This is a genomic window from Allobosea sp. FW305-C-101 (assembly GCF_058783685.1).
In genome coordinates, this window is sequence record NZ_JBYSYT010000001.1 from 767,273 (window position 1) to 792,064 (window position 24,792).

General features: G+C 66.7%; 23 protein-coding genes. 9 read left to right on the plus strand and 14 right to left on the minus strand.

Going from position 1 to position 24,792, the window contains the following annotated elements; all coding sequences use genetic code 11:
* Positions 1–27: 27 nt before the first annotated feature.
* From AC3WMA_RS03670 to AC3WMA_RS03685, 4 genes are all read right to left on the minus strand, one after another.
* Positions 28–1,290 (minus strand): DNA-packaging protein, encoded by a 1,263-nt coding sequence (locus AC3WMA_RS03670; protein WP_492284041.1) that lies wholly within the window; start codon positions 1,288–1,290, stop codon positions 28–30.
* Entirely contained in the window at positions 1,268–1,669 is a 402-nt protein-coding gene (locus AC3WMA_RS03675; protein ID WP_492284042.1) for a hypothetical protein, read from the minus strand. The genes AC3WMA_RS03670 and AC3WMA_RS03675 overlap by 23 nt, the downstream gene beginning before the upstream one ends.
* A 159-nt stretch (positions 1,670–1,828) precedes the next feature.
* Positions 1,829–2,410 carry an LOG family protein gene (locus AC3WMA_RS03680; RefSeq protein ID WP_199087584.1) on the minus strand — a complete coding sequence of 194 codons (582 nt, stop codon included), beginning with the start codon at positions 2,408–2,410 and terminating at the stop codon, positions 1,829–1,831.
* A complete protein-coding gene (locus tag AC3WMA_RS03685) occupies positions 2,407–3,789 on the minus strand; it encodes a M20/M25/M40 family metallo-hydrolase (RefSeq protein ID WP_492284043.1) in 1,383 nt (460 codons plus the stop codon). The genes AC3WMA_RS03680 and AC3WMA_RS03685 overlap by 4 nt, the downstream gene beginning before the upstream one ends.
* Positions 3,790–3,982: 193 nt before the next feature.
* Here AC3WMA_RS03685 and AC3WMA_RS03690 point away from each other — a divergent pair, with 193 nt between their 5' ends.
* A complete protein-coding gene (locus tag AC3WMA_RS03690; protein WP_492284044.1) occupies positions 3,983–5,326 on the plus strand; it encodes an Nramp family divalent metal transporter in 1,344 nt (447 codons plus the stop codon).
* 115 nt (positions 5,327–5,441) lie between these two features.
* On the opposite strand, the gene AC3WMA_RS03695 is transcribed toward AC3WMA_RS03690, so the two are convergent.
* On the minus strand, positions 5,442–6,986 hold the full coding sequence (locus AC3WMA_RS03695; protein WP_492284045.1) for a helicase HerA-like domain-containing protein: 1,545 nt from the start codon (positions 6,984–6,986) through the stop codon (positions 5,442–5,444).
* A 157-nt stretch (positions 6,987–7,143) separates the two neighbouring features.
* Between AC3WMA_RS03695 and AC3WMA_RS03700 the strand changes: the two genes are divergently transcribed.
* The 5 genes from AC3WMA_RS03700 (at position 7,144) to scpA (ending at position 13,102) form a co-directional block, all read left to right on the plus strand.
* Entirely contained in the window at positions 7,144–7,530 is a 387-nt protein-coding gene (locus AC3WMA_RS03700; RefSeq protein WP_336809463.1) for a DUF2267 domain-containing protein, read from the plus strand.
* A 166-nt stretch (positions 7,531–7,696) separates the two neighbouring features.
* A complete protein-coding gene (locus AC3WMA_RS03705; RefSeq protein WP_492284046.1) occupies positions 7,697–9,670 on the plus strand; it encodes a methylmalonyl-CoA mutase subunit beta in 1,974 nt (657 codons plus the stop codon).
* Positions 9,671–9,684: 14 nt separating this feature from the next.
* Positions 9,685–10,494: a bifunctional hydroxymethylpyrimidine kinase/phosphomethylpyrimidine kinase gene (gene thiD / locus AC3WMA_RS03710; protein WP_492284047.1), complete on the plus strand. Its 810-nt coding sequence runs from the start codon at positions 9,685–9,687 to the stop codon at positions 10,492–10,494.
* Positions 10,491–10,940, plus strand: coding sequence for a hypothetical protein (locus AC3WMA_RS03715; protein ID WP_492284048.1), 450 nt, complete (start codon positions 10,491–10,493; stop codon positions 10,938–10,940). The genes thiD and AC3WMA_RS03715 overlap by 4 nt, the downstream gene beginning before the upstream one ends.
* Complete coding sequence (scpA, locus tag AC3WMA_RS03720; protein WP_492284049.1) at positions 10,937–13,102, plus strand: methylmalonyl-CoA mutase; 2,166 nt, start codon at positions 10,937–10,939, stop codon at positions 13,100–13,102. Before AC3WMA_RS03715 ends, scpA begins: the two co-directional genes overlap by 4 nt.
* A 62-nt stretch (positions 13,103–13,164) precedes the next feature.
* Here scpA and AC3WMA_RS03725 read toward each other — a convergent pair whose 3' ends face one another.
* The 5 genes from AC3WMA_RS03725 to AC3WMA_RS03745 all read right to left on the minus strand — a co-directional run bounded on the left by AC3WMA_RS03725 (position 13,165) and on the right by AC3WMA_RS03745 (position 17,649).
* Complete coding sequence (locus tag AC3WMA_RS03725) at positions 13,165–13,434, minus strand: hypothetical protein (RefSeq protein WP_492284050.1); 270 nt, start codon at positions 13,432–13,434, stop codon at positions 13,165–13,167.
* A 97-nt stretch (positions 13,435–13,531) separates the two neighbouring features.
* Positions 13,532–14,320 (minus strand): ABC transporter permease, encoded by a 789-nt coding sequence (locus AC3WMA_RS03730; RefSeq protein ID WP_492284051.1) that lies wholly within the window; start codon positions 14,318–14,320, stop codon positions 13,532–13,534.
* Positions 14,317–15,219, minus strand: coding sequence for an ABC transporter permease (locus AC3WMA_RS03735; protein WP_492284052.1), 903 nt, complete (start codon positions 15,217–15,219; stop codon positions 14,317–14,319). The genes AC3WMA_RS03730 and AC3WMA_RS03735 overlap by 4 nt, the downstream gene beginning before the upstream one ends.
* Before the next feature lie 136 nt (positions 15,220–15,355).
* On the minus strand, positions 15,356–16,510 hold the full coding sequence (locus AC3WMA_RS03740) for an ABC transporter ATP-binding protein (RefSeq protein ID WP_492284739.1): 1,155 nt from the start codon (positions 16,508–16,510) through the stop codon (positions 15,356–15,358).
* Between the two features lie 26 nt (positions 16,511–16,536).
* Positions 16,537–17,649 carry a polyamine ABC transporter substrate-binding protein gene (locus AC3WMA_RS03745; RefSeq protein WP_492284053.1) on the minus strand — a complete coding sequence of 371 codons (1,113 nt, stop codon included), beginning with the start codon at positions 17,647–17,649 and terminating at the stop codon, positions 16,537–16,539.
* Between the two features lie 146 nt (positions 17,650–17,795).
* Between AC3WMA_RS03745 and AC3WMA_RS03750 the strand changes: the two genes are divergently transcribed.
* Entirely contained in the window at positions 17,796–18,551 is a 756-nt protein-coding gene (locus AC3WMA_RS03750; RefSeq protein ID WP_492284054.1) for a DUF3750 domain-containing protein, read from the plus strand.
* A 13-nt stretch (positions 18,552–18,564) separates the two neighbouring features.
* Here the strand turns inward: AC3WMA_RS03750 and AC3WMA_RS03755 are convergent, their stop codons facing one another.
* Positions 18,565–19,848, minus strand: a complete 1,284-nt coding sequence (locus AC3WMA_RS03755; RefSeq protein ID WP_492284055.1) for a cystathionine gamma-synthase family protein — start codon at positions 19,846–19,848, stop codon at positions 18,565–18,567.
* 133 nt (positions 19,849–19,981) lie between these two features.
* Here AC3WMA_RS03755 and AC3WMA_RS03760 point away from each other — a divergent pair, with 133 nt between their 5' ends.
* Positions 19,982–20,452: an Lrp/AsnC family transcriptional regulator gene (locus tag AC3WMA_RS03760; protein ID WP_061964482.1), complete on the plus strand. Its 471-nt coding sequence runs from the start codon at positions 19,982–19,984 to the stop codon at positions 20,450–20,452.
* Positions 20,453–20,458: 6 nt separating this feature from the next.
* Here AC3WMA_RS03760 and AC3WMA_RS03765 read toward each other — a convergent pair whose 3' ends face one another.
* From AC3WMA_RS03765 to AC3WMA_RS03775, 3 genes are all read right to left on the minus strand, one after another.
* Entirely contained in the window at positions 20,459–21,343 is an 885-nt protein-coding gene (locus AC3WMA_RS03765) for an alpha/beta hydrolase family protein (RefSeq protein ID WP_492284056.1), read from the minus strand.
* Positions 21,344–21,356: 13 nt separating this feature from the next.
* Positions 21,357–22,361, minus strand: a complete 1,005-nt coding sequence (locus AC3WMA_RS03770) for an alpha/beta hydrolase (protein WP_492284057.1) — start codon at positions 22,359–22,361, stop codon at positions 21,357–21,359.
* Between the two features lie 135 nt (positions 22,362–22,496).
* Positions 22,497–23,648 carry an alpha/beta hydrolase gene (locus tag AC3WMA_RS03775; protein ID WP_492284058.1) on the minus strand — a complete coding sequence of 384 codons (1,152 nt, stop codon included), beginning with the start codon at positions 23,646–23,648 and terminating at the stop codon, positions 22,497–22,499.
* Between the two features lie 132 nt (positions 23,649–23,780).
* On the opposite strand from AC3WMA_RS03775, the gene meaB reads away from it, so the two are divergent.
* On the plus strand, positions 23,781–24,767 hold the full coding sequence (gene meaB / locus AC3WMA_RS03780; protein WP_492284059.1) for a methylmalonyl Co-A mutase-associated GTPase MeaB: 987 nt from the start codon (positions 23,781–23,783) through the stop codon (positions 24,765–24,767).
* Positions 24,768–24,792 lie beyond the last annotated feature (25 nt).

Below are 24,792 nucleotides of genomic sequence, written 5' to 3' on the forward strand. Positions count from 1 at the left end.
CGTTTCACGCCGCCCGAGAATGACGCATCAGATGCCCCTCACCCGCGGCCGGGCCTTCGGCGCCAGCATCAGATGGGTCAGCGCCCAGACGAGTGCGTCGAGCCGGTCCGGCGAGCGGCCGGTTTCGAGGCCGCGCGGCCCGAAGGCGCACATCTCATCTTCGAGCGCGGAAAAGGCCCCGGCATGGCGCACCCGTCCCTGCGCATAGAGCGCAGCGACCGGCTCCGCGCGGAGATATTTGCCGCGCGTTGCCCGCACCGAAATGACGGGCACGCCGGCATCGACCTCGCGGATGATGCTTTCGACCATCTCGCCGCCCTGATTGACCTCGACGACGAGCGCATCCGCTTCATGGCGGCGATAGAGCGCGACCGCCCGCTCCGCCCATTCCTGCGGCCGCGCGCCGGCCAATGTCGCATCCTCCAGCACATGGCCGATGCCGTCATGGTCGACGCCGGCGACGACGAGCCCGCAGCGGTCCGCCCGCTGCGAGGAGGTGGCGGGCGGATCGACAGCGACCGCGATACGTGCCAGCGCCGGCTTCTCGCGCTCGCGGGCCGCCTCGATCATGGCCCGCGTCCAGAGCGCGTCCGGGCTTTCCTCGACGATCTCGCCGTCGAGTTCCTGCCGGCCGAGCCGCGTACCGCCATAGGTCTGCGTGACCGTGCGGACGAACTCTGCCGCGAGATTGTAGCGGTTGTCCTGCGTCCGCGCCCGGCTCACTGCGACATGCGGCTCGACCAGCAGGCGCTTCACCAATGGCAGCGGGCGCGGCGTCGTCGTCACGACCTGGCGGGGATGATCGCCAAGGCGCAGGCCGAATTGCAGCATGTCCCAGCACTCCCCAAGATTCGGCCACTTGGCCAGTTCGTCGGACCAGGCGGCACCGAATTGCGGGCCGCGTAAGCCCTCCGGGTCCTCGGCGGTGAAGACCTGCGCGATCGCGCCGTTCGACCATTGCAGGCGGCGCAGCGAAGGCTGCCAGGTTGGCCGCTCCCAGCGCGCATGGATCGAGAGCAATCCGGAGACGCCCTCGATCATCACGTCACGGACCTGCGCTTGCGTTTCGCCGACCAGGGCGATCCGCTCCGTCGGCATCTCCGCGAAGGGCGGATGGCCCAGCGCCATGCCTTTGACCCACTCTGCGCCAGTGCGGGTCTTGCCGGCCCCTCGCCCGCCCAGCACCAGCCAGATCGGCTTCAGCGGCTCGGGCGGCAATTGATCGGGGCGTGCCCAGATCTCCCAGGTACTGCGAATGAGCTCGACGTCATCCGCTGTCGCCGTCGGCATCAGCTTCTTGAGAATTCTCACCCGCGTCTTGAGCGGCCAGCGCTTCAAGACGTCGAGCAAGATCCTGACGGAGCTGTGCGACATGTCGCAGATCGTCGGCAGCGGAAGGGTCATCCGTGCGCTTGTCCTTCCTCGTGGCCGGAGGCTCCTCGATCGCGACCAGCTCGCGCACGGTGCGGGCGAGCACGGCCAGCGCCTTGGCGTCGGCCTCGCTCGCGGTCGTGCCTTTCGGCAGGTCGGCGAGATGCTCTTCATGGCTGTCGATCTGGCGCTTGGCGGCACGCCAGAGCTGGCCCACCACCGCCCTGCGCGAGATCGTCTTCCGTTTCGACTTCGGCCCGGCGGCCAGCTGCGGCGTTGTCTCGTCGTCTTCGGCCATCGCGTCCTTCCCGATGACAGGCACGAAAAAGCCGCCGGCTGGAGAGCGCGGCGGCTTCGTTCGGGCAGATTTCGTGAGCGTTCCTGATCTCTACCGGATCAGCGTCGCGATGTCAAGGACAAAATTCCTACAATCCTGAGATGCATCGCCCGAGAAGCGTCAGGCCTGCTCCTTCTCGATCCATTTGTAGGTCGCGGCCGGCACGTAGTTCTGCATCCGGTCGAGCAGGGTCGCCGGCTCGGTGTCGGTCATCGCCATCGCCCGGTGGTTCTGTTTGAGGAAGCCGGCCTCGACGGTGCGGTCGAGGAAGGTCGCGAGCGGATCGTAGAAGCCGGCGACGTTGAGCAGGCCGAGCGGCTTGGCGTGGATGCCGAGCTGCCCCCAGGTCCAGATCTCGAACAGTTCCTCGAAGGTGCCGATGCCGCCAGGCATGGCGATGAAGCCGTCAGAGAGCTCGGCCATGCGCGCCTTGCGCGTGTGCATGGTGTCGACGACCTCGAGCCGGGTCAGCCCGACATGGCCGACCTCCTTGTCCTTCAGCGCCTTGGGAATGACGCCGTGGACCTGGCCGCCGGCCTCCATCGCGGCATTGGCGACGATGCCCATCAGGCCGACCGCACCGCCGCCATAGACCAGCGTCAGGCCGCGCCGGGCGATCTCCGCGCCCATGGCGCGGGCGCCCGCCGCATAGACGGGGTCATTGCCGGGATTGGAACCGCAGAAGACACAGACAGATTTCATGAACCGAGAGCTTGCAAGATGCGGGCCCAGGAGCGCTGGCCCTTGTGGAAGGAGGATAGATCGTACTTCTCGTTCGGCGAATGGACCCGGTCGTCGTCGAGGCCGAAACCGACGAAGAGCGTGTCGATGCCGAGCGTGCGCTTGAAATCGCCGCCGACGGGGATCGAGCCGCCGCTGCCGATCGAGACGACGCGCCCGCCCCATTCCTCGGCGAGCGCAACGCGCGCCTTCTGGAGAACCGGCGAATCCACCGGCACCGCCAGCGCCGGCGAGCCGGAATGGCTGATGAATTCGGCGGTCACGTCCTCTGGCAGGCGCTCGCGGATGAACTGGTGGAAGGCGGCGGCGATCTTCGCCGGGTCCTGATCGCCAACGAGTCGGAACGAGACCTTGGCCGAGGCCTGGCCCGGGATGACCGTCTTGCTGCCTTCGCCGGTATAGCCACCCCAAATGCCGTTGACGTCGCAGGTTGGGCGCGACTGAATCTGCTCGATCAGCATCCGGCCCTTCTCGCCGATGGAATGCTTCAAGCCGACCTGGCCGAGGAATTCCTTCTCGGTCAGGTTCAGGTCGGCCCATTCCGCCTTCTGGGCATTGGTCGGCTCGTGCACGCCCTCATAAAAGCCGGGAATGGTGATGCGGCCGGTCTCGTCGTGGATCTCGCCGAGGATACGCGCGAGGAGATGGATCGGGTTCGCGGCCGCGCCGCCGAACAGGCCGGAATGCAGATCGCGATCGGCCGCGGTCAGCGTGACCTCCTGATAGACCATCCCGCGCAGCGTCGAGGTGATCAGCGGGGTCTCGCGGTCCCACATGCCCGTGTCGCAAACCAGCGCGTAGTCGGCCTTCAACTCAGCCGCATTCGCCTTGATGTAACCGGGAAGATTGACCGAGCCGGATTCCTCCTCGCCCTCGACCAGGATGGTCAGGCCGATCGGCAGGTCGCCGGTCTCGGCCAGCGTCGCGCGCACGGCCTCGATGAAGGTCATCACCTGGCCCTTGTCGTCGCAGGCGCCGCGCGCCGAGATGATCTTGCGGCCGGGTTCCAGCTCGCGGACGACCGGCTTGAACGGATCGGTATCCCAGAGGCTGACGGGGTCGACCGGCTGGACGTCGTAATGGCCGTAGAACAGCGCATGCGGCGCGCCGGGCTTGGGGCGGTGAGCGAGGACGACGGGGTGTCCGCCGGTCTCGCGCAATTCCGCCGTGAACCCGAGCCCTTCCAGATCGGCCCGCAGCCATTCGGCGGCAGCGCGGGTCTGTGCGTTATAGGCCGGATCGGTGCCGATCGAGGGGATTTCGAGCCAGGTTGAGAGGCGATCGAGCGAGGCGTCGAGCCCATCGTCGAGACGGGCGAGAATGGCGGGAAGCTTGGTCATGGCAGCCATCGGATGCGATTCAGATGACGTCATCATGGCAAGCCCAGGTGCAAGCGTCAGCTCCTATTCACGCATGACGGGCAGGCTCCGCCAGCCCGGCGGGGACCTAATTGCCAACCATTTGCAATTGCATTGACATGCCTGCACGGAGCCGTTACCCCTTATTGCAACCAAGTTGCAGCAAGGATTCGTCATGTCGCAAAGCGCTCCCGAATCCTCGTCGATTTGGCTTCGATCGCGCGGCGAACCCTCGCTGATGGATGTCTTCCGCACCATCAAGGTGACGCCGACCTCGTCGAACTGGCGCAAGTTCCTCGCCTTCTTCGGGCCGGGCTATCTGGTCGCCGTCGGCTACATGGACCCCGGCAACTGGGCGACATCGCTGGCCGGCGGTGCCCAGTACGGCTACACCCTGCTCGTCGTCGCGCTGATCTCCAACCTGATGGCGATCATCCTGCAGTCGCTCTGCGCGCGGCTCGCCATCGCCTCCGGGCGCGACCTCGCCCAGGCCTGCCGCGACGCCTATCCGCCCTATATGGCCTGGCCGCTGTGGCTGCTTGCCGAGCTCGCGATCTGCGCGACCGACCTCGCCGAGGTGATCGGCACTGCGATCGGCCTCAACCTGCTCTTCGGCATCCCGCTCGAGATCGGCGTGCTGATCACCGCCTTCGACGTCTTCGTCATCCTCTGGCTACAGACGCGCGGCTTCCGCTGGATCGAGGCCTTCATCATCACGCTGCTCGGTGTCATCGCGGTCTGCTTCGGCATCCAGATCGCGCTGGCCGATCCGAACTGGGGCGAGGTCATTCGCGGCTTCGCGCCGACGACGGAGATCGTGACCAACCCGAACATGCTCTACATCGCACTCGGCATCATCGGCGCGACGGTGATGCCGCATAACCTCTACCTGCATTCCGGCATCGTGCAGACGCGCGCCTATGGCGAAACGATCCCGGAGAAGCGCGAAGCGCTGAAATTCGCGACGATCGATTCCACCGTCGCGCTCTGCTTCGCGCTCTTCATCAACGCGTCGATCCTGATCCTCGCAGCCGCGACCTTCCACAAGGCGGGCCATACGGATGTCGCCGAGCTCGGCCGTGCGCAGGAGCTGCTTCAGCCGCTGCTCGGTGCCTCGATCGCGCCATCGCTCTTCGCCATCGCCCTGCTCTGCTGCGGCCTGAATTCGACGGTGACGGCGACCATGGCCGGCCAGATCGTGATGGAGGGCTTCCTGCGCATCCGCCTGCCGGCCTGGATGCGGCGGCTGGTGACGCGCCTCGTCGCCATCATCCCGGCAATCGCCGTCACGCTGATCTATGGCGAGGGACAGACGGCCAAGCTCCTGATCCTGAGCCAGGTCATCCTCAGCCTGCAATTGCCGTTCGCGGTGGTGCCGCTGGTGATGTTCACCGCGTCGAAGGCCAAGATGGGCGCGCTCGTCGCCCCGCGCTGGCTCAGCCTGACCGCAGCCATCATCGCTGCGGTCATCATCGCGCTGAATCTCAAGCTGCTCTACGACTTCGCGACGGGGGCGTGATCACCCGCCGTCGAGCCCAGGGTCGCCCCGAGCATCTCTGAAACCAGCGCCTTCTCGTCACGAGATTCTCGGGTCTGCGCTTCGCTCCGCCCGAGAATGACGCCGTAAGCAACCTTCAGCGTTTTCCGCCCGACATCGAACCCAGAATCCCGCGCAGGATCGCGGTGCCGACCTGCCGGCCGATCGAGGTCGCGGCCGAACGCGCCGCCGAGGTGATGATCTTCTCGGCCATGCTCTGGGGCAATGCCCCGCCGCGCGAACCCGGCCCGGTCTTCGGGCGCTGCTGGGGAGCGCCGCCGCCGAGCCAGCCGCCGATCGTGTCGAGGATGCCGCCGCCCCCGCCATCGGTAGACGCCTCGACCGGCGAGCCATCCGGATTGAGGTTCTTGCGCGCCATCAAAATCTCATAGGCCGACTCGCGGTCGACCATGGTTTCGTACTTGCCCTTCTCGGGCGACGCGTTGATCGCCTGCTGGCGCTGCTGCGGCGAGCAGGGGCCGACCTGCGCCATCGGCGGCGCGATCAGGGCGCGCTCGACCATCTCCGGCGAGCCCTTGCCTTCGAGCATCGAGATCAGCGCCTCGCCGACGGCGAGCTGGCTGATCGCCTCCTCGGTCTTGATCTTCGGGTTCTGCCGGAAGGTCTCGGCAGCAGCGCGCACCGCCTTCTGGTCGCGCGGAGTAAAGGCGCGCAGCGCGTGCTGGACGCGGTTACCGAGCTGGGCCAGCACCGTATCGGGGATATCGAGCGGGTTCTGCGTGACGAAATAGACGCCGACGCCCTTCGAACGGATCAGGCGCACCACCTGCTCGACCGCCGTCAGCAGCGCCTTGGGCGCGCCGTTGAACAGCAGATGCGCCTCGTCGAAGAAGAAGACGAGTTTCGGCTTGTCGAGGTCGCCGACCTCCGGCAGCTGCTCGAACAGCTCGGAGAGCAGCCAGAGCAGGAAGGTCGCGTAGAGCCGCGGATTGTTCATCAGCTTGTCGGCGGCGAGGATGTTGACGATGCCGCGGCCGTCGCGATCCGTCTTCATCAGGTCGTTGATGTCGAGCGCCGGTTCACCGAAGAACAAATCGCCCTTCTGGTTCTCCAGCACGAGCAAGGCGCGCTGGATGGTGCCGACCGTTGTCGCGCTGACGTTGCCGTATTTCGTCGTCAGCTCCTTTGCATTGTCTGCGATGAAGGTCAGGATCGCGCGCAGGTCCTTGAGGTCGAGCAGGAGGAGCTTCTGCTCGTCGGCGATGCGGAAGGCGATGTTGAGCACGCCCTCCTGCGTATCGTTGAGGTCGAGCAGGCGCGCCAGCAGCAGCGGCCCCATCTCGGAGATGGTGGCGCGGACCGGATGGCCCTGCTCGCCGAACACGTCCCAGAAGACGGTGGAGAACTGGTCCGGCTCGTATTTCAGGCCGAGTTCCTTGGCCCGGTTGACGAAGGGCGGCTTGGAATCACCGGGGGCGACGATGCCGGACAGGTCGCCCTTGATATCGGCCGCGAAGACCGGGACACCGTTGCGGGCGAAGCCCTCGGCCATGACCTGCAGCGTCACCGTCTTGCCGGTGCCGGTCGCGCCGGTCACCAGCCCATGGCGATTGGCGAGCTTCAGCAGGAGGTTTTCAGGCTTGCCGCTCTTGCCGATCAGAATCGCGCCGTCATTCGCCATTGAAATTCGCCCATAAGGTTTCGTGCCGGTACGGCAAGGGTGTAACCAAAGGACGCAGAAGGCGGAAGCCCGCGGCCGTTGGAAATCAGATCGTAAACATGTAAACTATTTTTTGAAGGCTTCGTGGCGAAGCCGTTTGGCGAGGGGTTTAAGGTCCATGGAAGAGTTGCTCACGCGCGTGGCCGCGGTTGCCGGCATCAACGAAGAGCTCGCCCGCAAGGCGGTCGGCATCATCCTCGCCTTCCTGCAGAAGGAAGGCCCGGCCGCCGAGATCGGCCAGCTGATGGCGGCTCTGCCGGGCGCGCAGGCGCTGGCCGATGCCGAAGGCGGCGCCAAGGGCGGCATGCTCGGCGCGATCGGCGGGCTGATGGGCGGTGGCGGCGGCGTGATGGCGCTCGGCGGCCAGCTGATGGGCGCCGGCCTCTCCATGGGCCAGATCCAGAGCGTCTCGAAGGAAATGTTCGCTGTCGGCCGCGAGAAGGCCGGTGAGGACGCGATGGGCGCGATCGTCGGCGCGATCCCGGGCCTCGGCCAGTTCGTCTGATCTCACTCGTATTCCCAAACGCCGCGGCGCTGTCTCAGGATAGCGCTGCGGCGTTTTTGCATTCTCGCACCTGTCTTGCGACGAAGTAGGGATGGCGGTGCGCGCGCGCCCATGGCAATCAGCGCTCCACGGCTGCACACTATGCGGAAGAGGAGTATCGGCGCGCATGAACTCGGCTGCCCCATCCGACCTTCCCTATCTCGACGCTTTCGCGGCGCCGTCGCATGACGCCTGGCGCTCAGCGGTCGACAAGGTCCTGAAGGGTGCCGATTTCGAGAAGAAGCTCGTCAGCCGCACCGCCGACGGCATCCGCATCGAACCGCTCTATCCCGCCGCCGCGGCGCCCCAGCGCGCCCTGCGTGCCGAGACCGGGCGCTGGCATGTCGCGGGCAGGCTCGACCATCCGCAGCCGGGCGAGGCGCGGGCGCTCGCCCTCGCCGACCTCGAAGGCGGCGCCGACACGCTCACCATCAGCTTCGCCGGGGCGTTGGCGGCGCGCGGCTACGGCCTGATCGCCGACGACGTCGCGACGCTCGACGCCGCGCTTGACGGCGTGATGCTGGACCTGATCCATCTGCGGCTCGATCCGGCCCCGCAAGGCCGGATCAATGCCCTGCTGCTCGCCGCCCTGATCGAGAAGCGCGGCCACGCAGCAAGTGAGATTTCCGTTTCGTTCGGCCTCGACCCGATCGGCGTCTTCGCCAGCCGTGGCTCGCTGGCGGCACCCTGGCCCGAACTCGGCCGTCGGCTGGGGGCGACCATCCGTACCCTCAAGGAGCATGGCTTCGCCGGGCCGTTCATCGAGGTCGACAGCCGGCCCTATCATGAGGCCGGTGGGAGCGAGGCGCAGGAGCTTGGCGCGGTGCTTGCCACGTCGGTTGCCTATCTGCGCGCGCTCGAAGCACAGGGTATGACTCTGTCCGAGGCCCGCGATACGCTGGCCTTCACGCTGGTCGCGGATACCGACGAGTTCCTGACGGTGGCCAAATTCCGCGCCGCGCGCCTGCTCTGGAACCGCGTCCAGCAAGCCTGCGGCCTGACGCCGAAACCCGCCCGCATCCATGCGGAAACGGCGTGGCGCTCGCTGACGAAGCGCGATCCGAACGTCAACCTGCTGCGCGGCACGGTCGCGGCCTTCGCGGCAGGCGTCGGCGGCGCCGATTCGATCGCCGTCCAGCCCTTTACCGCCGCGCTCGGCCTGCCCGATGTCTTCGCGCGCCGCGTCGCCCGCAACACCCAGCTCATCCTGCTCGAAGAGAGCAATCTCTGGCGCGTCGCCGATCCCGCCGCCGGTGCCGGCGGCTTCGAGACGCTGACGCAGACCCTCTGCGAGCAGGGCTGGCAGGCCTTCCAGGAGATCGAACGGCAGCGCAGCGGCGATCTCGGCGGCATCGTCGCAGCGCTGGTCAACGGCCATCTCCAGAAGGCGCTCGCCGAACAACGTACCGCCCGCGCCAAGGCCGTGGCGACGCGCCGCGAACCGATCACCGGCACCAGCGAATTCCCGAACATTCGCGAGGAAACGGCCAAGGTGCTTGCCATCGCGCCGGTCAAGCTCGACGGCAAGCGCGTGCAAGGCAGCCTCGCCGAGCGGAACCAGGGCGAGATCATCCGCTCCTTCGTCGGCGGCGCCGGCCGGGCCGACGCGCTGGCCGCCCCCGCCACGGGCCTGCACGCAGAGCCCCTGCCCTCGCTCCGGCTGGCGGAACCGTTCGAGGCTTTGCGCGACAAGGCCGATGCCCAGCCGCAGCGCCCGGTCGTCTTCCTGGCGACGCTCGGCCCGATCGCCGATTTCACGGCGCGCTCCGGCTTTGCCCGCAACCTGTTCGAGGCCGGCGGACTCGCGGCTCCGTCAGGCGACGGCTTCGCCAAGGATGGCGCCACCGATCTCGACGCTCTCGTTGGCGCCTTCCGCGCCTCGGGCGCGAAGCTCGCCTGCCTCTGCGGCTCGGACGCTGCCTATGCTGCCGAAGGCGCCGCAGCTACCGAAGCGCTTACGAAGGCTGGAGCGACGGTCTGGCTCGCCGGGCGCCCGGCCGAGACCGAAGCCTTGAACAAGGCCGGCATCGCCACCTTCATCTATATGGGCTGCGACGTGGTCGAGACGCTCACGCAAGCGCAGGCCGTCACAGGCGCCTGACCGGAGACAAGAGTTTGACTGCCATCGCCCTCACCATCGCCGGTTCGGATTCGAGCGGCGGCGCCGGTATCCAGGCCGATCTCAAAACGTTCGCCGCGCATCAGGTCTATGGCGCCAGCGTCATCGTCGCGCTAACCGCGCAGAACACGAAAGGTGTCAGCGCCATCCATGCCGTGCCGCGCGATTTCGTCGCCCAGCAGATGGACGCCGTCTTCGAGGACCTCGACGTCGGCGCGGTCAAGATCGGCATGCTGGCGACGGCGGAGCTGATCGAGACCGTCGCGGCCGGCCTGAAGCGCCATGGCGCGAAGAATGTCGTGCTCGATCCCGTCATGATCGCCGCCTCCGGCGCGCGGCTGCTTGAAACATCGGCGGTAGACGCGATCCGCACGCATCTCTTCCCATTGGCGACCCTGATCACGCCGAACCTGCCGGAAGCCGCCGCCCTGCTCGGCTCCAGCATGGCCGAGACCGATCAGGCGATGGACGAGCAGGCCGAGAAACTCGCATCGCTGGGGGCGGCGAACGTCCTGGTCAAGGGCGGCCACGGCACCGGCGAGATCAGCAGCGACCTCCTGCTGCTCTCAGGCGGCGCACGCCAGCGCTTCAACGCACCCCGCCTCGCGACGCGCAACACGCACGGCACGGGCTGCACATTGTCCTCAGCCATCGCGGCCAATCTCGCCAAGGGACTGGCACTGCCGGAAGCCGTCGGCCACGCCAAGACCTATATCTCCGCCGCCATCGCCGCGGCCGATCAGGTCGCGGTTGGCCACGGCCACGGACCGGTGCACCATTTCCACCATTGGTGGGACAAGGCGTGAGCGCGATGGCGGCCTCGTCCGGTTCCCTCTCGGTGCTGCGCCGGCGCCGCATCGAAAGATTGCGGCGTGAAATCGCGTTGCTGGAGCATACGGACGGCCAGCTCTGGCGCGGGGCCATCATCGATACGCTGGTCGCGGTGGGCCTGATTGCGCTCTTGCTGATCGGTGTCGCGGCGAAGCTGCACTATTTCATGTATCATCCGCTCGCCGTCGCAGCAGCCTGCCTCGGCACGGCGGCGTTTGCCTGGTGGCTTGGTCGCTATACGCTCTGGATTCCGGTAATCATCGTCTCCCTGCTTCTGGCGATCCTCTTTGAAGGCCATATCGGCGGACTCGACTTCAGCGACAGCGACAAGAGCGACGCCCCGTCGGACAAGCGCAGAAAACTCGAAGCGGCGCTGGCGAAACGGCGCCGGACCTTGGCGAAACTGGAGGCACGGGCATGACCGCGATCCCGGATTTCACGAAGCTGTCCTTCGCCGGATCGGCACGGCCTGCGCAGGGCGCGCTGCCCACCGGCGAAGCCTGGCAAACGCCCGAGGACATCCCGGTCAAGCCGGTCTACACGGCGGCAGACCGTGACGGCCTGCCCTTTGTCGAGACGCTGCCGGGCATCGCGCCCTATCTGCGCGGCCCCTACCCGACCATGTATGTCAACCAGCCCTGGACGATCCGGCAATATGCCGGCTTCTCCACGGCCGAGGATTCCAACGCCTTCTACCGGCGCAATCTCGCCGCCGGGCAGAAGGGGCTCTCGGTCGCCTTCGACCTCGCCACCCATCGCGGCTATGACAGCGACCATCCGCGTGTCGGCGGCGATGTCGGCATGGCCGGCGTCGCGATCGACTCGATCTACGACATGCGCACGCTATTCTCCGGCATCCCGCTCGACCAGATGAGCGTGTCGATGACGATGAACGGCGCCGTCCTGCCGGTACTGGCGCTCTATATCGTCGCGGCGGAAGAACAGGGCGTGCCGCAGGCCCAGCTCTCGGGGACCATCCAGAACGACATCCTCAAGGAGTTCATGGTCCGCAACACCTATATCTACCCGCCCTCGCCCTCGATGCGGATCATCGGCGACATCTTCGCCTTCACCTCGGCGAACATGCCGAAATTCAACTCGATCTCGATCTCCGGCTACCACATGCAGGAGGCCGGGGCGACGCAGGACCTCGAGCTCGGCTACACGCTGGCCGACGGCGTCGAGTATATCCGTGCCGGCCAGCGCGCGGGGCTCTCGGTCGACGTGTTCGCACCGCGCCTGTCCTTCTTCTGGGCGATCGGCATGAACTTCTTCATGGAAGTCGCCAAGATGCGCGCCGCGCGCCTGATCTGGGCGAAGCTGGTCAAGGATTTCGGGGCGCAGAACGAGAAGTCCCTGCCGCTGCGGACCCATTGCCAGACTTCGGGCTGGTCACTGACGGCGCAGGATGTGTTCAACAACGTGCCGCGCACCATGATCGAGGCGATGGCGGCGACACAGGGGCACACCCAGTCGCTGCACACCAACGCACTCGACGAGGCGCTGGCGCTGCCGACCGATTTCTCGGCCCGCATCGCCCGCAACACCCAGATCCTGCTGCAGCAGGAGAGCGGCACGACACGGATCATCGACCCGTGGGGCGGCTCTTATTATGTCGAGCGGCTCACTGCGGAACTTGCCGAGAAGGCCTGGGGCCATATCCAGGAGGTCGAGAAATTAGGGGGCATGGCCAAGGCGATCGAGGCCGGAATCCCGAAGCTGCGCATCGAGGAGGCCGCCGCCAAGACCCAGGCCCGCATCGATGGCGGCCAGCAGGCGATCATCGGCGTCAACTGCTACAAGCCCGACAACGAGGCGACGATCGACGTGCTCAAGGTCGACAATGCCGCGGTGCGCGCCCAGCAGCTCGACAAGCTCAGGCGCCTCAAGGCCGAGCGCAGCGAGACCGAAGTGCAGGCCGCCCTGACCGCGCTGACCAATGGCGCGGCCGGCAACGGCAACCTGCTCGATCTCGCGGTCAAGGCCGCCCGTGCCAAGGCCACCGTCGGCGAGATTTCCATGGCGATGGAGCAGGTCTTTGGACGCCACCGGGCCGAGATCAAGGCGATCTCGGGCGTCTACAAGCGGGAGGTCGGCGAGATGAACCCAGCCGTGACGCGCGTCCAGCTGCTATGCCAGGATTTCGAGGAAGCGGATGGGCGCCGCCCGCGCATCCTCGTCGCCAAGATGGGCCAGGACGGGCACGATCGTGGCCAGAAGGTCATCGCCTCGGCCTTCGCCGATCTCGGTTTCGACGTCGATATCGGCCCCCTCTTCGCGACGCCCGACGAGGCAGCGCGTCAGGCGGTCGAGAACGACGTCCATATCGTCGGCGTCTCCTCGCTGGCGGCAGGCCACCTCACGCTGGTGCCGGAGCTAAAGGCGGCGCTGGCCAAGGCCGGCCGCCCCGACATCATGATCGTGGTCGGCGGCGTCATCCCGCCGCAGGATTTCGACGCGCTGATCGAAGCCGGCGCCTCGGCGATCTTCCCGCCCGGCACGGTCATTGCGGACGCCGCCGAGAAGCTCCTTCAGGAGCTCAACCAGCGCCTTGGTTACGCTCAGCGGACGGCTGCGGAATAAAAGAAGGCGGGCGCTGCCAGCTGGTAGCGCCCGCCCCATGATCACGACCGACGTGGCGACACTTACCGCCAGCCGTGACCATAGCCGTAGCGCGGCGGAGGCGGCCGCGAGCCGTAACCGTCGGAATAGCGATGCCAGCGGCGCTGGCCCCAGAAGCCGTGGACGGCGGGCGGCGCCGGGCGCCAGCCATAGCCGTAGGACGGGCGATCATAGGAACGCTCATAGCCACCGAAGGCCTGGGCCTCGCCGACCCCGGCGAAGGCCGAGCCTGCGAGCACGGCACCGCTGAGCACGAGCGCTGCCAAACCGATCCGGGCGCGATTGCCAAACATGGTCTCATGTCCTGTTCCGGCAGGGTTCGCCCTGCCACGGATCGGACATTCGCAGGTCGTGGCTGAACGGGCTTTGAGGGCGCCGTTCAGCCGCCGTTTAACTGCCGGCCAGTTGCTCGCGCTTCAAAAGCAGCGAGGCCGCGATCACGACGACGGCGACGGCCCCGATCATGATCGTGCAGGCGGCGTTGATCTCGGGGGAGACGCCGAGCTTGACCGCCGAATAGAGCCGCATCGGCAGCGTCGTCGCGCCGGGCCCCGTCGTGAAGCTCGCGATGACAAGGTCGTCGAGCGAGAGCGTGAAGGCGAGCATCCAGGCAGCCGCCACCGCTGGCCAGATCAGCGGCAGGGTCACTGTCCAGAAGGTAACGAAGGGGGTGGCGCCGAGATCCTGCGCGGCCTCTTCCAGTGAGCGGTCGAAACCGGCGAGCCGCGACTGCACGACGATACAGGCGAAGCCGAGGCTGAAGGTCGCGTGCGCAATCGTGACCGTCCAGAAGCCGCGCTCGACATCGACGGCCACGAAGAGCAGCAGCAGCGACAGGCCCGTCACCACCTCGGGCATGACGAGCGGCGCCAGCACCATGCCGGAAAACATCGTGCGCCCGATGAAGCGGCCATGCCGCGCCAGAGCCAGCGCCGCCAACGTGCCGAGGACCGTCGCCAATGTCGCCGAGACGAAGCCGAGGCGGATCGAGAGCCAGGCGGCGTCGAGCAGCGGCTGGTTCTGCATCAGCGCGCCATACCAATGCGTCGAGAAGCCGCCCCAGACCGTCACCAGCCGCGAAGCGTTGAAGGAATAGGCGATCAACGTCAGGATCGGCAGGTAGAGGAAGGCAAAGCCGACGATCAGCGCGAGGATCAATCCGGGGCCGAGCCGGCTCATGCCGCCCCCTCGCGGCTCAGGCGAGCACGCTGGAGCAGGACGAGCGGCAGCACCAGCACGACCAGCAGCACGACCGCCACCGCCGAAGCCAAGGGCCAGTCGCGGTTCGAGAAGAATTCGCTCCACAGCACCTTGCCGATCATCACGGTATCGGGGCCGCCGAGCAGATCGGGGATGACGAACTCGCCGACCGCCGGGATGAAGACCAGCGCCGAGCCGGCCAGGATGCCCGGCAGCGAGAGCGGCAGGGTCACCGTCAGGAAGGCCGTGACCGGCGTGGCGCCGAGATCGGCGGCCGCCTCCAGCAGACCGCGATCGAGCTTTTCCAGCGTCGCGAAGAGCGGCAGCACCATGAAGGGCAAATAGGAATAGACCATGCCGAGCAGCACGGCCGTCTCGGTGTTGAGGAGACGAAGCGGCTCGGCCTCAAGGCCCAGGAAAGCGAGCGCCGCATCGAGCAATCCGTCCGGCCTCAAGATTCCGATCCAGGCGTAGACGCGGATCAGGAAGGAGGTCCAAAACGGCAGGATGACGAAGACGAGCAGGATGCCGCGCCAGCGCGCGGGCACTGATGCCATGGCGTAAGCCAGCGGATAGCCGATCGCGAGAGCGAAGACGGTCGTCAGCGCCGCGATGCGCAGGGAATAGAGATAGCTCTGCCAGTAGAGCGCGTCGTCGCCGAGCAGGCTGAAATTCGCGAGGTCGAGCTGGGAGAGGAATTCGCCGAGCTGGGCCAGACCTTCCCAATGCGGCTGATAGGGCGGGAGAGCGGTCGCGGCCTGCGAGAAGGCCATGCGCAGCACGATGGCGAAGGGCGCGAGGAAGAACAGCGTCAGCCAGAGATAGGGCACGGCCACGACGAGGCGCCGCAGCCGCTGCAGCGAAGCGACCGCGCTCATGGCATGGCCCCACCGTCATGCTCGGGCTTGACCCGAGCATCTCGTGACAAGAAGGGCTCCAGCGCCTCGTCCTGCCAGAGATTCTCGGGTCTGCGCTTCGCTTCGCCCGAGAATGACGCCCCTGCCCCTACGCCCCTCATGGCGGCAGCACCACGCCGGCCTCGACATCCCAGGAGAGCCAGACCCTGTCATCCCAGGCGAAGGGCCGGGCCAGCCGACGCGTGCGGTTGGCCAGCGCGACCTTGACGAGCTGGCCGCCCTCGCCGCCGAGCATCACCTGGATCATGGTGAAATCGCCGAGATAGCCGATGTCCCAGATCTCGCCCGCGACCTTGTTGACGACTTGCTCCGGTTCGTCATGGCCGATCTCGATCTTCTCCGGCCGAATGCCGACGACGAGCGGCTCGCCCGGCTGCAGCGCTGGCGCCTCCTCGTCGAGCTCGACAATGCCGACATGCGGCATCTCAGCCCGAACCAACTCGCCCTCGACGGCTACGATCCGCCCATCGAAGATGTTGATATCGCCGACGAATTCCGCGACGTGGCGATTGGCCGGCGCCTCGTAGATCACATCCGGCGGGCCGATCTGGACGAGCTTGCCATGATCCATCACCGCCATGCGGTCGGCCATGGTCATGGCCTCGTCCTGGTCGTGGGTGACGACCATGAAGGTGAGGCCAAGCTCGCTCTGCAGGTCCATCAATTCGAATTGGGTCTGCTCGCGCAGCTTCTTGTCGAGCGCCGCCATCGGCTCGTCGAGCAGCAGAAGCTTCGGCCGCTTGGCCAACGAACGGGCAAGCGCGACGCGCTGGCGCTGGCCGCCGGAGAGCTGGTGCGGCTTGCGCCCGCCGAAGCCGGAGAGCTTGACTAGCGCCAGCATCTCCTCGACGCGCCGGTCGATCTCGGCGCGCGGCAGCCCTTCCCGTTTCAGCCCATACGCAATGTTGCCGGCCACGCTGAGATGCGGGAACAGCGCATAGGACTGGAACATCATGTTGATCGGCCGCAGATGCGGCGGGATGCCGGTGATGTCCTGCCCGTCGAGCAGGATCGTGCCGGCATCGGGCGTCTCGAAGCCGGCAAGCATGCGCATCAGCGTGGTCTTGCCGCAGCCGGATGGCCCGAGCAGCGCGAAGAATTCGCGCGGATAGAGCGAAAGCGAAAGGTCGCCCACCGCGGTGACGCCGCCGAAGCGCTTGGTCACGCCCTGGAACGCGACGAGCGGCTTCGCCGCCGGGTCGTTCCAGGGCTGGAAGGCCCGGCGCACACTGCCGGGCGAGCTCTTCTTCATGGTGCCCGTGACCTGTCCGACGCTGGTCACTTGCCGGTCTTGACGCGAGTCCAGAGCCGGTTCACCAGCCGCTGGGCCTTCTGGTCATAGGGCGTGATCGTATAGAGCCGCGCCATCACCGCGTCCGACGGATAGATGCCGGGATTGTCGCGCACCGCCGCCGAGAGGAACGGCTTCGAGGCGATATTACCGTTGGCGTACTGGATGAAGTCCGAGTTCTTCGCGGCCATGGCGGGCTTGTTGACGAAGTCGATGAACTTCAGGGCAGCCTCAACATTGCCGGCATCCTTCGGGATCACCAGGGAGTCGAACCACATCAGCGCGCCTTCCTTCGGGATCGAATAGGCGATCTGGACGCCGTTCTTGGCTTCCTCGGCCCGCTTCTTCGCCTGAAGAATGTCGCCGGAATAGCCGACCGCCAGGCAGATATCGCCGTTCGCCAGGGCGTTGATATATTCCGACGAGTGGAACTTCTGGATGTGCGGGCGGATCTTGCGCAGGAGCTCGCCGGCCTTGTTCAGATCGGCCTCGTTCTTCGAGTCGGGATCGAGCCCGAGATAGCGCAAAGCCGCCGGGAACATCTCCTCGACAGCGTCGAGCACGTGGACGCCGCAGTTCGAGAGCTTCTTCAGCGTTTCCGGCTCGAAAACAACCTTCCAGCTGTCGATCACCGCGTCGGGGCCGAGGCGCTCCTTGATCTTGGCGGTGTTGTAGCCGATCCCCGTAGTGCCCCACATGTAGTTCACGGCGTATTTGTTGCCGGGATCGTATTTCGAGAGCCTTGTCTGGATGTCCGGCCAGAGGTTTTTGAGGTTCGGCGCCTTGTCCTTGTCGACCGGCTGGTAGAGGCCCAGCGGAATGTGGCGCGGCAGGAAGGAGGCGGTGACGACGATCAGGTCGTAGCCGGTCTTGCCGGCGAGAAGCTTGGTCTCGACCGTCTCCATCTGGTCGAAGGTGTCGTAGACGACGGTAATGCCGGTTTCCTTTTTGAAGGCATCGAGCACCTCCGGATCGACATAATCAGACCAGTTGAAGATGCGCAGTTGCTTGTCCTGCGCGGCCACCGGCGTGGCCAGAAGTCCCAGTCCGATCGCGCAAGCGGCAATCGCCTCGGTCAGTCGCTTCGTCGCCCTACCCAATCCGCCCCTCCATCGTGTTGGCGCGCGCACGCTACCAGCTTTCCCCCCGGCATCAACCGCGATCGGGCGCGACCGGATGCCCGCGCACAGGCAAGCTGCGCCTGACGCAAGCGTGAACGGCGGCAGCCTTGCCGGCCCCCACCGTCATGCACATACCGTACCGCATGCGCCTGTTCCGCCGCTTCCTGCTGTTCTTCGCGATCGCCTTCCTGCTGCCGCTCGCGAGCCATGCGGGCTGGTGGTACTGGCAGGCGCATGCACCGAACTGGCAGCGCGCCGACTGGACGAGCGCCAAGCTCCTGCCGGCGGCTTCCGTCGAGCCCGAAGCGACCGTGCACGTCTTTGCCGCGCGTGTCGGGCGCTGGCGCGGCATCTTCGCCCACCATTCCTGGGTCGTGGTGAAGGAGCGTGGCGCTTCCGCCTATACCCGCTTCGATGTCGTCGGCTGGGGCGCGCCGGTCCGGGTCAACCATCGCGATGCCGATGGCCGCTGGTTCGGCAACATGCCGGAGCCTGTCGCGGAAATTCGCGGTGAGGCGGCCGAGCGTTTGATCCCGCGCATCCGCGCCGCGGTGGCTGACTACGCCTATTCCAGCCCCGGCAGCTATCTCGCCTGGCCGGGGCCGAACTCGAACAGCTTCGTCCAGCATGTCCTGGCGGAGGTGCCGGAGCTCCGGCAGGCGCTACCGCCGACCGCGCTGGGCAAAGACTGGCGCGCCGATGGGCTCTTCGCCGGGCTGACGGCCAGCCGCACCGGCATCCAGGCCTCGCTCTACGGGCTTGCCGGTGTGACCGTGGGCTGGGTCGAGGGTATCGAGATCAACCTGCTCGGCCTCGTCGCCGGGCTCGACCTGCGCAGCCCGGCGCTGAAGCTGCCGGGCTGGGGACGGGTCGGGGTTTAGGACACAGAAGTGGTCAGACCGCCTCGAAAGCCTGCGCCAGATCCGAGATCAGGTCTTCAATATTCTCGATACCGACGGAGATGCGAATCAGCGCGTCGGTCAGGCCGATCTCCTCGCGCATTTCACGGGCGACGCCGGAATGGGTCATCGCGGCCGGGTGCGAGACCAGCGTCTCGGTGCCGCCGAGGCTGACCGCGAGCTTCATGATCTGGAGATGGTCGAGCAGCGCGAAAGCCTCCTTCTCGCCGCCCTTGACGTCGAAGGCGAAGGTCGAGCCCGCCGCCGTGCACTGGCGGTCGAAGACGGCCTTGCGCGGGTCGCCATCCGCAAGATTGCCGAGATAGTGGACACGAGCGACCTTCGGATGGCTCTCCAGATACTCCGCCACGAGCTTGGCGTTCTCGTTGGCGCGGCTCATGCGGATGTCGAGCGTCTCCAGCGAGCGCATCAGCATCCAGCAGGAATTCGGATCGGCCTGCGTGCCGAGCGAGCCGCGCCAGGCCTTCACCTGCCGCACCAGCGCCTCGGAGCCGCTGATCGAGCCGCCGACGAGATCGGAATGGCCACCGACATATTTCGTCAGCGAAAGCAGCGAGAGGTCGGCGCCTTGCTTCAGCGGCTTCTGGTATTTCGGGCCGAGCATGGTGTTGTCGACGACGACAGGCGGGCGATGGCCCTGCGACTTCTCCAGTTCGTCGGCGATCATCTTGCAGGCTGCGAGATCGACGAGACCGTTGGTCGGGTTGGCCGGGGTCTCGACCAGGATCATCGCGACGCGGCCCTTGGCGGCAGCGGCGCGGGCGACATCACGCATCTGCTCGATGTCGAGCCCGTCGGTGAAGCCGAAGGGCGTGACGCCGAAGGCGCCCATCTGGTTCTTGAGCAGGGTCTCGGTGCCGCCATAGAGCGGGCGCGAATGCAGGATCGTATCGCCCGGCCGCAGGAAGGCGAAGCAGGTGGTGGCGATCGCCGCCATGCCGGAGGCGAAGACCGCGCATTTCTCGGCCTCGTCCCAGATCGCCAGGCGATCCTCGAGGATTTCCATGTTGGGGTGGTTGAAGCGCGAATAGACGAGGCCGGGCTTCTCGCCGGGCTTCGGCTGGCGCCGGCCCGAGGTGAAATCGAAGAAGTCCTTGCCCTGCTGGGCGTTCTCGAAAACGAAGGTCGAGGTCAGGAAGACCGGCGGCTTGAGCGAGCCTTCCGACATGGCCGGCGAATAGCCGAAGCCCATCATCAGCGTCTCGGGATGGAGCTTGCGGTTGGCGATCCGGTCCTTGTGGTAATTGTCTTCGCTCATGGCCGTCTCCCTTGCGATCCTGCGACGCAGGCCGTTTTCTGCCACCAGATTATTCCCATCATCGCGCCATTGCTTGGCCGATCAGCATCATCCTAATGTGCCCTGAGCAGCTTTCTGCTCAATTTTGACAGGGATGGAGCATATCGTGCTCGACAGCATCGACCGCCGGATTCTCGCCGTGCTGCGCGAGGACGGGCGCATCACCAATCAGGACCTGTCGCAGCGCGTCGGGCTGTCGCCAACGCCCTGCCTCCGGCGCCTGAAGCGGCTGGAAGAGACCGGTGTCATCCAGGGCTACACGGCCGTCGTCGACCCCAAGGCTTATGGGCTGCCCTTCAGCGTCTTCGTCTCGGTGCGTCTCACCCAGCAGAACCAGGAACAGATATCCGAATTCGAGAAAGCCGTCGAAAGCTGGAGCGAGGTGGCGGAGTGCTACCTGATGACCGGCTCGCAGGATTACCTGCTGCGCGTCGTCACCGACGGCATCGAGGGCTATGAGCGCTTCCTGAAGCAGAAGGCGACGCGACTGAAATGCATCCAGTCGGTCGAATCCAATTTTGCGCTGGCGACGATCAAGAAGCGCTCCGGCTTGCCGCCAGTCTAAAAGCTCTCAGCGGGCGCCGAACAGCTCGGCCGCCGCAGCCTTGGCCATGCCGCTCTGCTGATGCGCCACGCCGGGCACGACGACCTCCCGCCAGCGCAGCGTCACCCCGAGGCGGCGCGCTTCGTCGCGAGCCGTGGCCATGAAATGCTCGCCGCGTGCGAAGCGGGTCGCGCCCTGCTCCTCGGCGCCGCGGGATTTGTTGAGCTGGTGATGATTGGGATCGATGTCCTGATCACCGATCATGACCAGCATCGGCTTGACGAGGGCACGGGCCAGAGTGGCATCGGTGGCAGGCGTACCCTTGAGCGAATACGGATAGGCACGCTCGCCAGCGAGAGCTGGCAGCGTGTAGTAGCCGGCATTCGCCACGGCCGCCGTCGCGATGCGCGCCTCCGGCATCAGCATGACCATGCGATGCACGAACTGGGCACCGGCCGAGTGCCCGAAGATCGTATAGCTGTCGCCGGCAACACGGCCGCTGGCGCGGGCGGCGTCGAACAGCCGCTCGATCAGGCCGAAGGTCCATTTCGCCTTGTCCGGCTCGCCGCGCACCCCGCCCTGCTGGAAGCGGCGGCTCGGAAACTGATCCTTGTCGAAGTGAGGCGCCAGGACGAGGAAACCGGCCCGGTCGGCGGCAGCCTTCCAGGCATCGCGGGCGCCCTTCGCATTGCGGCCCATTCCGTGGACCGCGATCAGCAATGGGCATGGCTTGGCGGCGCAAACCGGCGGCGCATAGGTCGACACCGCGATGGTCGCCGGCAGCGGGTCAGAATAGCTGCCCTCGGCCGAGCCGGTCCCGGCGAAAAGCGCCGGCGTCTCGGCAGAGGCGGCGGAAAGCCCAAGGCCCAGCGCCAGCGCGACGACCACCGCTCTCCTGCCAAGCCTCTTCATTTCGCCCGCTCCTCTAGCCGCCGCGATCCATGGCGCGGCGCACGACCTGCGTGACCTCGCTGTTGGACAGGAAGAGATCATGACGCAGCATGCTCCAGCCGCGCCCGGAGGTATCGGCGACCCTGACGCCCAAGGCTTCCAACCGCGAGCGATCCGCCGCACCGGCGCGCGCGACACCGCCGGCGATACGGGCGGAGACGGCCAGTGCCCGGTCGCCGGGATCAATGATCACGGTCATGCGCTGCGCCAGCGGCCCGAGCTTCTTCACCGTCTGCTCGAAGGCGTCGATATCGACATCGGGCGAGGCCAGCACGACCGAGCCGATCCGGGCGTAGATCTCCTGGGAATCGCGCAGCTCTCGCAGGCCTTCCAGCGTCAGGAAAGTGCCCATCGAATGGGCGACGATATGGATGCGGCCGACGGTCGGGTTGGCGACGAGCGCCTGCAGCGCCTGGACGAAGCCGTCGCGCGACCAGAGCGCGCTCTCGCGATCATAGGCGTAGTCGAAGAGTTTGCCGCCGGAGGGCCAGGTGAACAACGCCGTGCGGCCCTGGAATTCCAGCGAATGCGAGAGCTGGCCGGCGCTGCGCGCAGCTGTCTCGAAAGTCTCGTTGAAGCCGTGGATGTAGAGCAGGACGTCGCGTCCGTTCGCAGCGTCCGCGAAGGCCCGCGCCGCATCCCCCGACGTCTCGCGCGAAACGCCGAGCACCGCCCAGTCGCCGCTCACCGCCGAGGAGACCCGGCCCGAAATGCCGCGCCCGGGCGGCGACAGTCTGACCTCGGCAAAGGTCAGCGGGCCGCGATCCGTGTTGAAATAGGGCGTGGCGTTACCCGTCGACCGGCGCGTCGTTACGACGAGCAGCCGCGGGTCCTTGCCGAGCGCCGAGGTGTCGGCGCGCTCGGGCTCGGAAAAGGGCGACACGCTCGCCTCGCTCTGCGCGCAAGCGGCGAGGCCGAGCGGCAGGAACGCGGCGAGGGCCAGCGAACGGCATGAAAAGGCGCGCCTTGTAACGGGCATGGAGACAGGCATCCGGTCAGAATGTGAGAGGCCGAACTGGCAGCCGGACCTTCTAAAGGCAGGGCAAGGCGGCCAGAATGGGGCAAGGCTGCCGCCGCCTGCGCGCAATCGCGCAGGCGTTGCACGGAAGCGACATCACTGCGCCGCGCCGGAGATGATCGTGATCGGTGCGGTGACGACGAGCCCGACGGTCGAGCCGACCGTGCCCATCACGCCGCCGGCGACATCGCCCAACCGGTCGCCGAATTGCGGCCCGGCGAAGCCAATGCCCTTGTCCTGCTGCAGCCTCTGGCCGATGAGCTGCACCACTTTCGGCGAGGACGCGAATTTCGCGTGGTTGAGGCTATCCCCGGATGAGACCTCGGAGAGGTCGATCAGCTTGACGCCGAGCTTTTCCAGCTCCGCGATCGTCTCGGTGTCCTTGCTCGACACTGCGCCGAGCCGCTTCTTGTCACCGGCGAAGCGCCGGGAGAAGTCGAGCGCCCGGTCATCAGCCGAAACGAAAACCGTTATCGGCCGCCGGATTTCGCGCATCTGCATCCGGAACACGTCCAGATCGACGTCGGGTGCCGCGAGCATGACGTCGCGCAGCTTGCCGCCGAAGGCGCCGTCGCCCCGGATCGCGGCCTGCCGGAGCGTCTCCAGCGTCAGCAGCGTGCCCATGGAATGAGCGAGGATGTCCATCCGCGACGGACCGAGATCGCGGGCGATGGCACGCAGGTTCGCCTCGAGGAAATCGCGGGAATAGAAGGCGCTTTCGCGATCATACGGATAGGCCAGCAATTGGCCGCGCGAGGGCCAGGTGAACAGCACCGGCACGCCCTTGAAGCCGGAATCATGGACGATCTGGGCGAAGCGATAGACGGAATCGGCGAAATTCGTGTTGTAGCCGTGGACGAAGACCAGCACGTCGCGCTGGGAAGCCGGCCGCCGTGCGAGCTCCCTGCGCACGTCGGAAACGACCGGCGCGAGGTCGAGCTTCTGGAGATTGGTCGCGGTGAAATGCTTCGCCGGGTCGCCCGGGCCCGAGTCAGGCAGCTCCAGATTGCCGGACTTGTGGACGAGCGGCACGGTGATGTCGAGGCGGGCGAAGGAGAGCTTCGGCCCACGCTCGCCGCTGAAATAGACCGGCTGCGCCGAGGCTTCGCGGGTCGTCGCGACATAGATCTGGACGGTCCCCGCGACGTCCGCCTTAGGGGCCTGGCTCAGCTCCAGCACGCGCGGCGTGCCGCAGGCCGCAAGCGCCAGCGGGAGGAACAGGGCCAACAGGAAAACACGAAGCCGCATCGCCACGCACATCATTGCCAAGTCGTCTCACCGCAACAGCGAATTCACAAGATGCGCACATGACACAGTGATGAAGCAAGTGAAGCGCGAGGACGCCTTGTCGCCCGCTCCCGCGACTTGCTAACTGGAGGCATGGTCGACAGCAGCTCTCCAGCCGATCCGCTCGGCGACGCGATCCTCGCCGGCGAGCGCGCAGCGCTGGCCCGGGCGATAACGCTGGCGGAATCGCGCCGTGCCGACCATCGCGAGCAGGCGCAGGCCCTGATCCAGCGGCTGCTCCCGCATACCGGCCGCGCCATCCGGGTCGGCATCACCGGCGTGCCCGGCGTCGGCAAATCGACCACGATCGATGCGCTCGGTACCTATCTCACGGAAAAAGGCCACAAGGTCGCTGTGCTCGCGGTCGACCCGTCCTCGACCCGCACCGGCGGTTCGATCCTCGGCGACAAGACGCGGATGGCCCGGCTCGCGATCGACCCCAATGCCTATATCCGCCCCTCGCCTTCCTCGGGCACGCTCGGCGGCGTCGCCGCCAAGACCCGCGAGACGATGCTGCTCTGCGAGGCCGCCGGCTTCGACGTGATCCTGGTCGAGACGGTTGGCGTCGGCCAGTCGGAGACCGCAGTCGCCGACCTCACCGATTTCTTCCTCGTGCTGATGCTGCCCAATGCCGGCGACGAATTGCAGGGCATCAAGAAGGGCATCATCGAGCTCGCCGACATGATCGCGGTCAACAAGGCCGATGGCGACGGCGCGACGCCTGCCCGCGCGGCCGCCGCCCAGTACAAGGCGGCCCTGCACATTCTGGCGCCCGCCTCGTCGCTGTGGAGCACGCCGGTCGTGACGATCTCGGGATTGACCGGGCTCGGGCTCGACGCGCTCTGGTCGAAGGTCGAGGATCACCGCGCCCGCTTCGAGGCCAAGGGACTGATCGCCGAAAAGCGCCGCCGGCAGGACGTCAAATGGATGTGGGCGATGGTGCAGGACCGGTTGCAGGCCAGGCTCCGGCACGATCCCGCGCTGAAGGCCCGCACCCCGGAGCTGGAGGCCGCCGTCGCGGCCGGCCGCCTGCCCCCGACATCCGCGGCGGACGAGATCGCGCGGGCGCTGGGATTGTAGGGCTCGCGTCGTGCACCCCGGTTCC

Excerpts from the sequence above, each read along its gene's own strand:
- AC3WMA_RS03695 (WP_492284045.1), bottom strand. The coding sequence starts at position 6,986 with ATGGCGAATGACGGCGCGATTCTGATCGGCAAGAGCGGCAAGCCTGAA.
- AC3WMA_RS03750 (WP_492284054.1), top strand. The coding sequence starts at position 17,796 with ATGCACATACCGTACCGCATGCGCCTGTTCCGCCGCTTCCTGCTGTTC.
- AC3WMA_RS03765 (WP_492284056.1), bottom strand. The coding sequence starts at position 21,343 with ATGAAGAGGCTTGGCAGGAGAGCGGTGGTCGTCGCGCTGGCGCTGGGC.
- AC3WMA_RS03770 (WP_492284057.1), bottom strand. The coding sequence starts at position 22,361 with ATGCCCGTTACAAGGCGCGCCTTTTCATGCCGTTCGCTGGCCCTCGCC.
- AC3WMA_RS03725 (WP_492284050.1), bottom strand. The coding sequence starts at position 13,434 with ATGTTTGGCAATCGCGCCCGGATCGGTTTGGCAGCGCTCGTGCTCAGC.
- AC3WMA_RS03700 (WP_336809463.1), top strand. The coding sequence starts at position 7,144 with ATGGAAGAGTTGCTCACGCGCGTGGCCGCGGTTGCCGGCATCAACGAA.
- AC3WMA_RS03775 (WP_492284058.1), bottom strand. The coding sequence starts at position 23,648 with ATGCGGCTTCGTGTTTTCCTGTTGGCCCTGTTCCTCCCGCTGGCGCTT.
- AC3WMA_RS03670 (WP_492284041.1), bottom strand. The coding sequence starts at position 1,290 with ATGCCGACGGCGACAGCGGATGACGTCGAGCTCATTCGCAGTACCTGG.
- AC3WMA_RS03755 (WP_492284055.1), bottom strand. The coding sequence starts at position 19,848 with ATGAGCGAAGACAATTACCACAAGGACCGGATCGCCAACCGCAAGCTC.
- AC3WMA_RS03690 (WP_492284044.1), top strand. The coding sequence starts at position 3,983 with ATGTCGCAAAGCGCTCCCGAATCCTCGTCGATTTGGCTTCGATCGCGC.
- AC3WMA_RS03685 (WP_492284043.1), bottom strand. The coding sequence starts at position 3,789 with ATGACCAAGCTTCCCGCCATTCTCGCCCGTCTCGACGATGGGCTCGAC.
- scpA (WP_492284049.1), top strand. The coding sequence starts at position 10,937 with ATGACCGCGATCCCGGATTTCACGAAGCTGTCCTTCGCCGGATCGGCA.
- AC3WMA_RS03730 (WP_492284051.1), bottom strand. The coding sequence starts at position 14,320 with ATGAGCCGGCTCGGCCCCGGATTGATCCTCGCGCTGATCGTCGGCTTT.
- AC3WMA_RS03740 (WP_492284739.1), bottom strand. The coding sequence starts at position 16,510 with ATGAAGAAGAGCTCGCCCGGCAGTGTGCGCCGGGCCTTCCAGCCCTGG.
- meaB (WP_492284059.1), top strand. The coding sequence starts at position 23,781 with ATGGTCGACAGCAGCTCTCCAGCCGATCCGCTCGGCGACGCGATCCTC.
- AC3WMA_RS03705 (WP_492284046.1), top strand. The coding sequence starts at position 7,697 with ATGAACTCGGCTGCCCCATCCGACCTTCCCTATCTCGACGCTTTCGCG.
- AC3WMA_RS03675 (WP_492284042.1), bottom strand. The coding sequence starts at position 1,669 with ATGGCCGAAGACGACGAGACAACGCCGCAGCTGGCCGCCGGGCCGAAG.
- AC3WMA_RS03680 (WP_199087584.1), bottom strand. The coding sequence starts at position 2,410 with ATGAAATCTGTCTGTGTCTTCTGCGGTTCCAATCCCGGCAATGACCCC.
- AC3WMA_RS03735 (WP_492284052.1), bottom strand. The coding sequence starts at position 15,219 with ATGAGCGCGGTCGCTTCGCTGCAGCGGCTGCGGCGCCTCGTCGTGGCC.
- AC3WMA_RS03760 (WP_061964482.1), top strand. The coding sequence starts at position 19,982 with ATGGAGCATATCGTGCTCGACAGCATCGACCGCCGGATTCTCGCCGTG.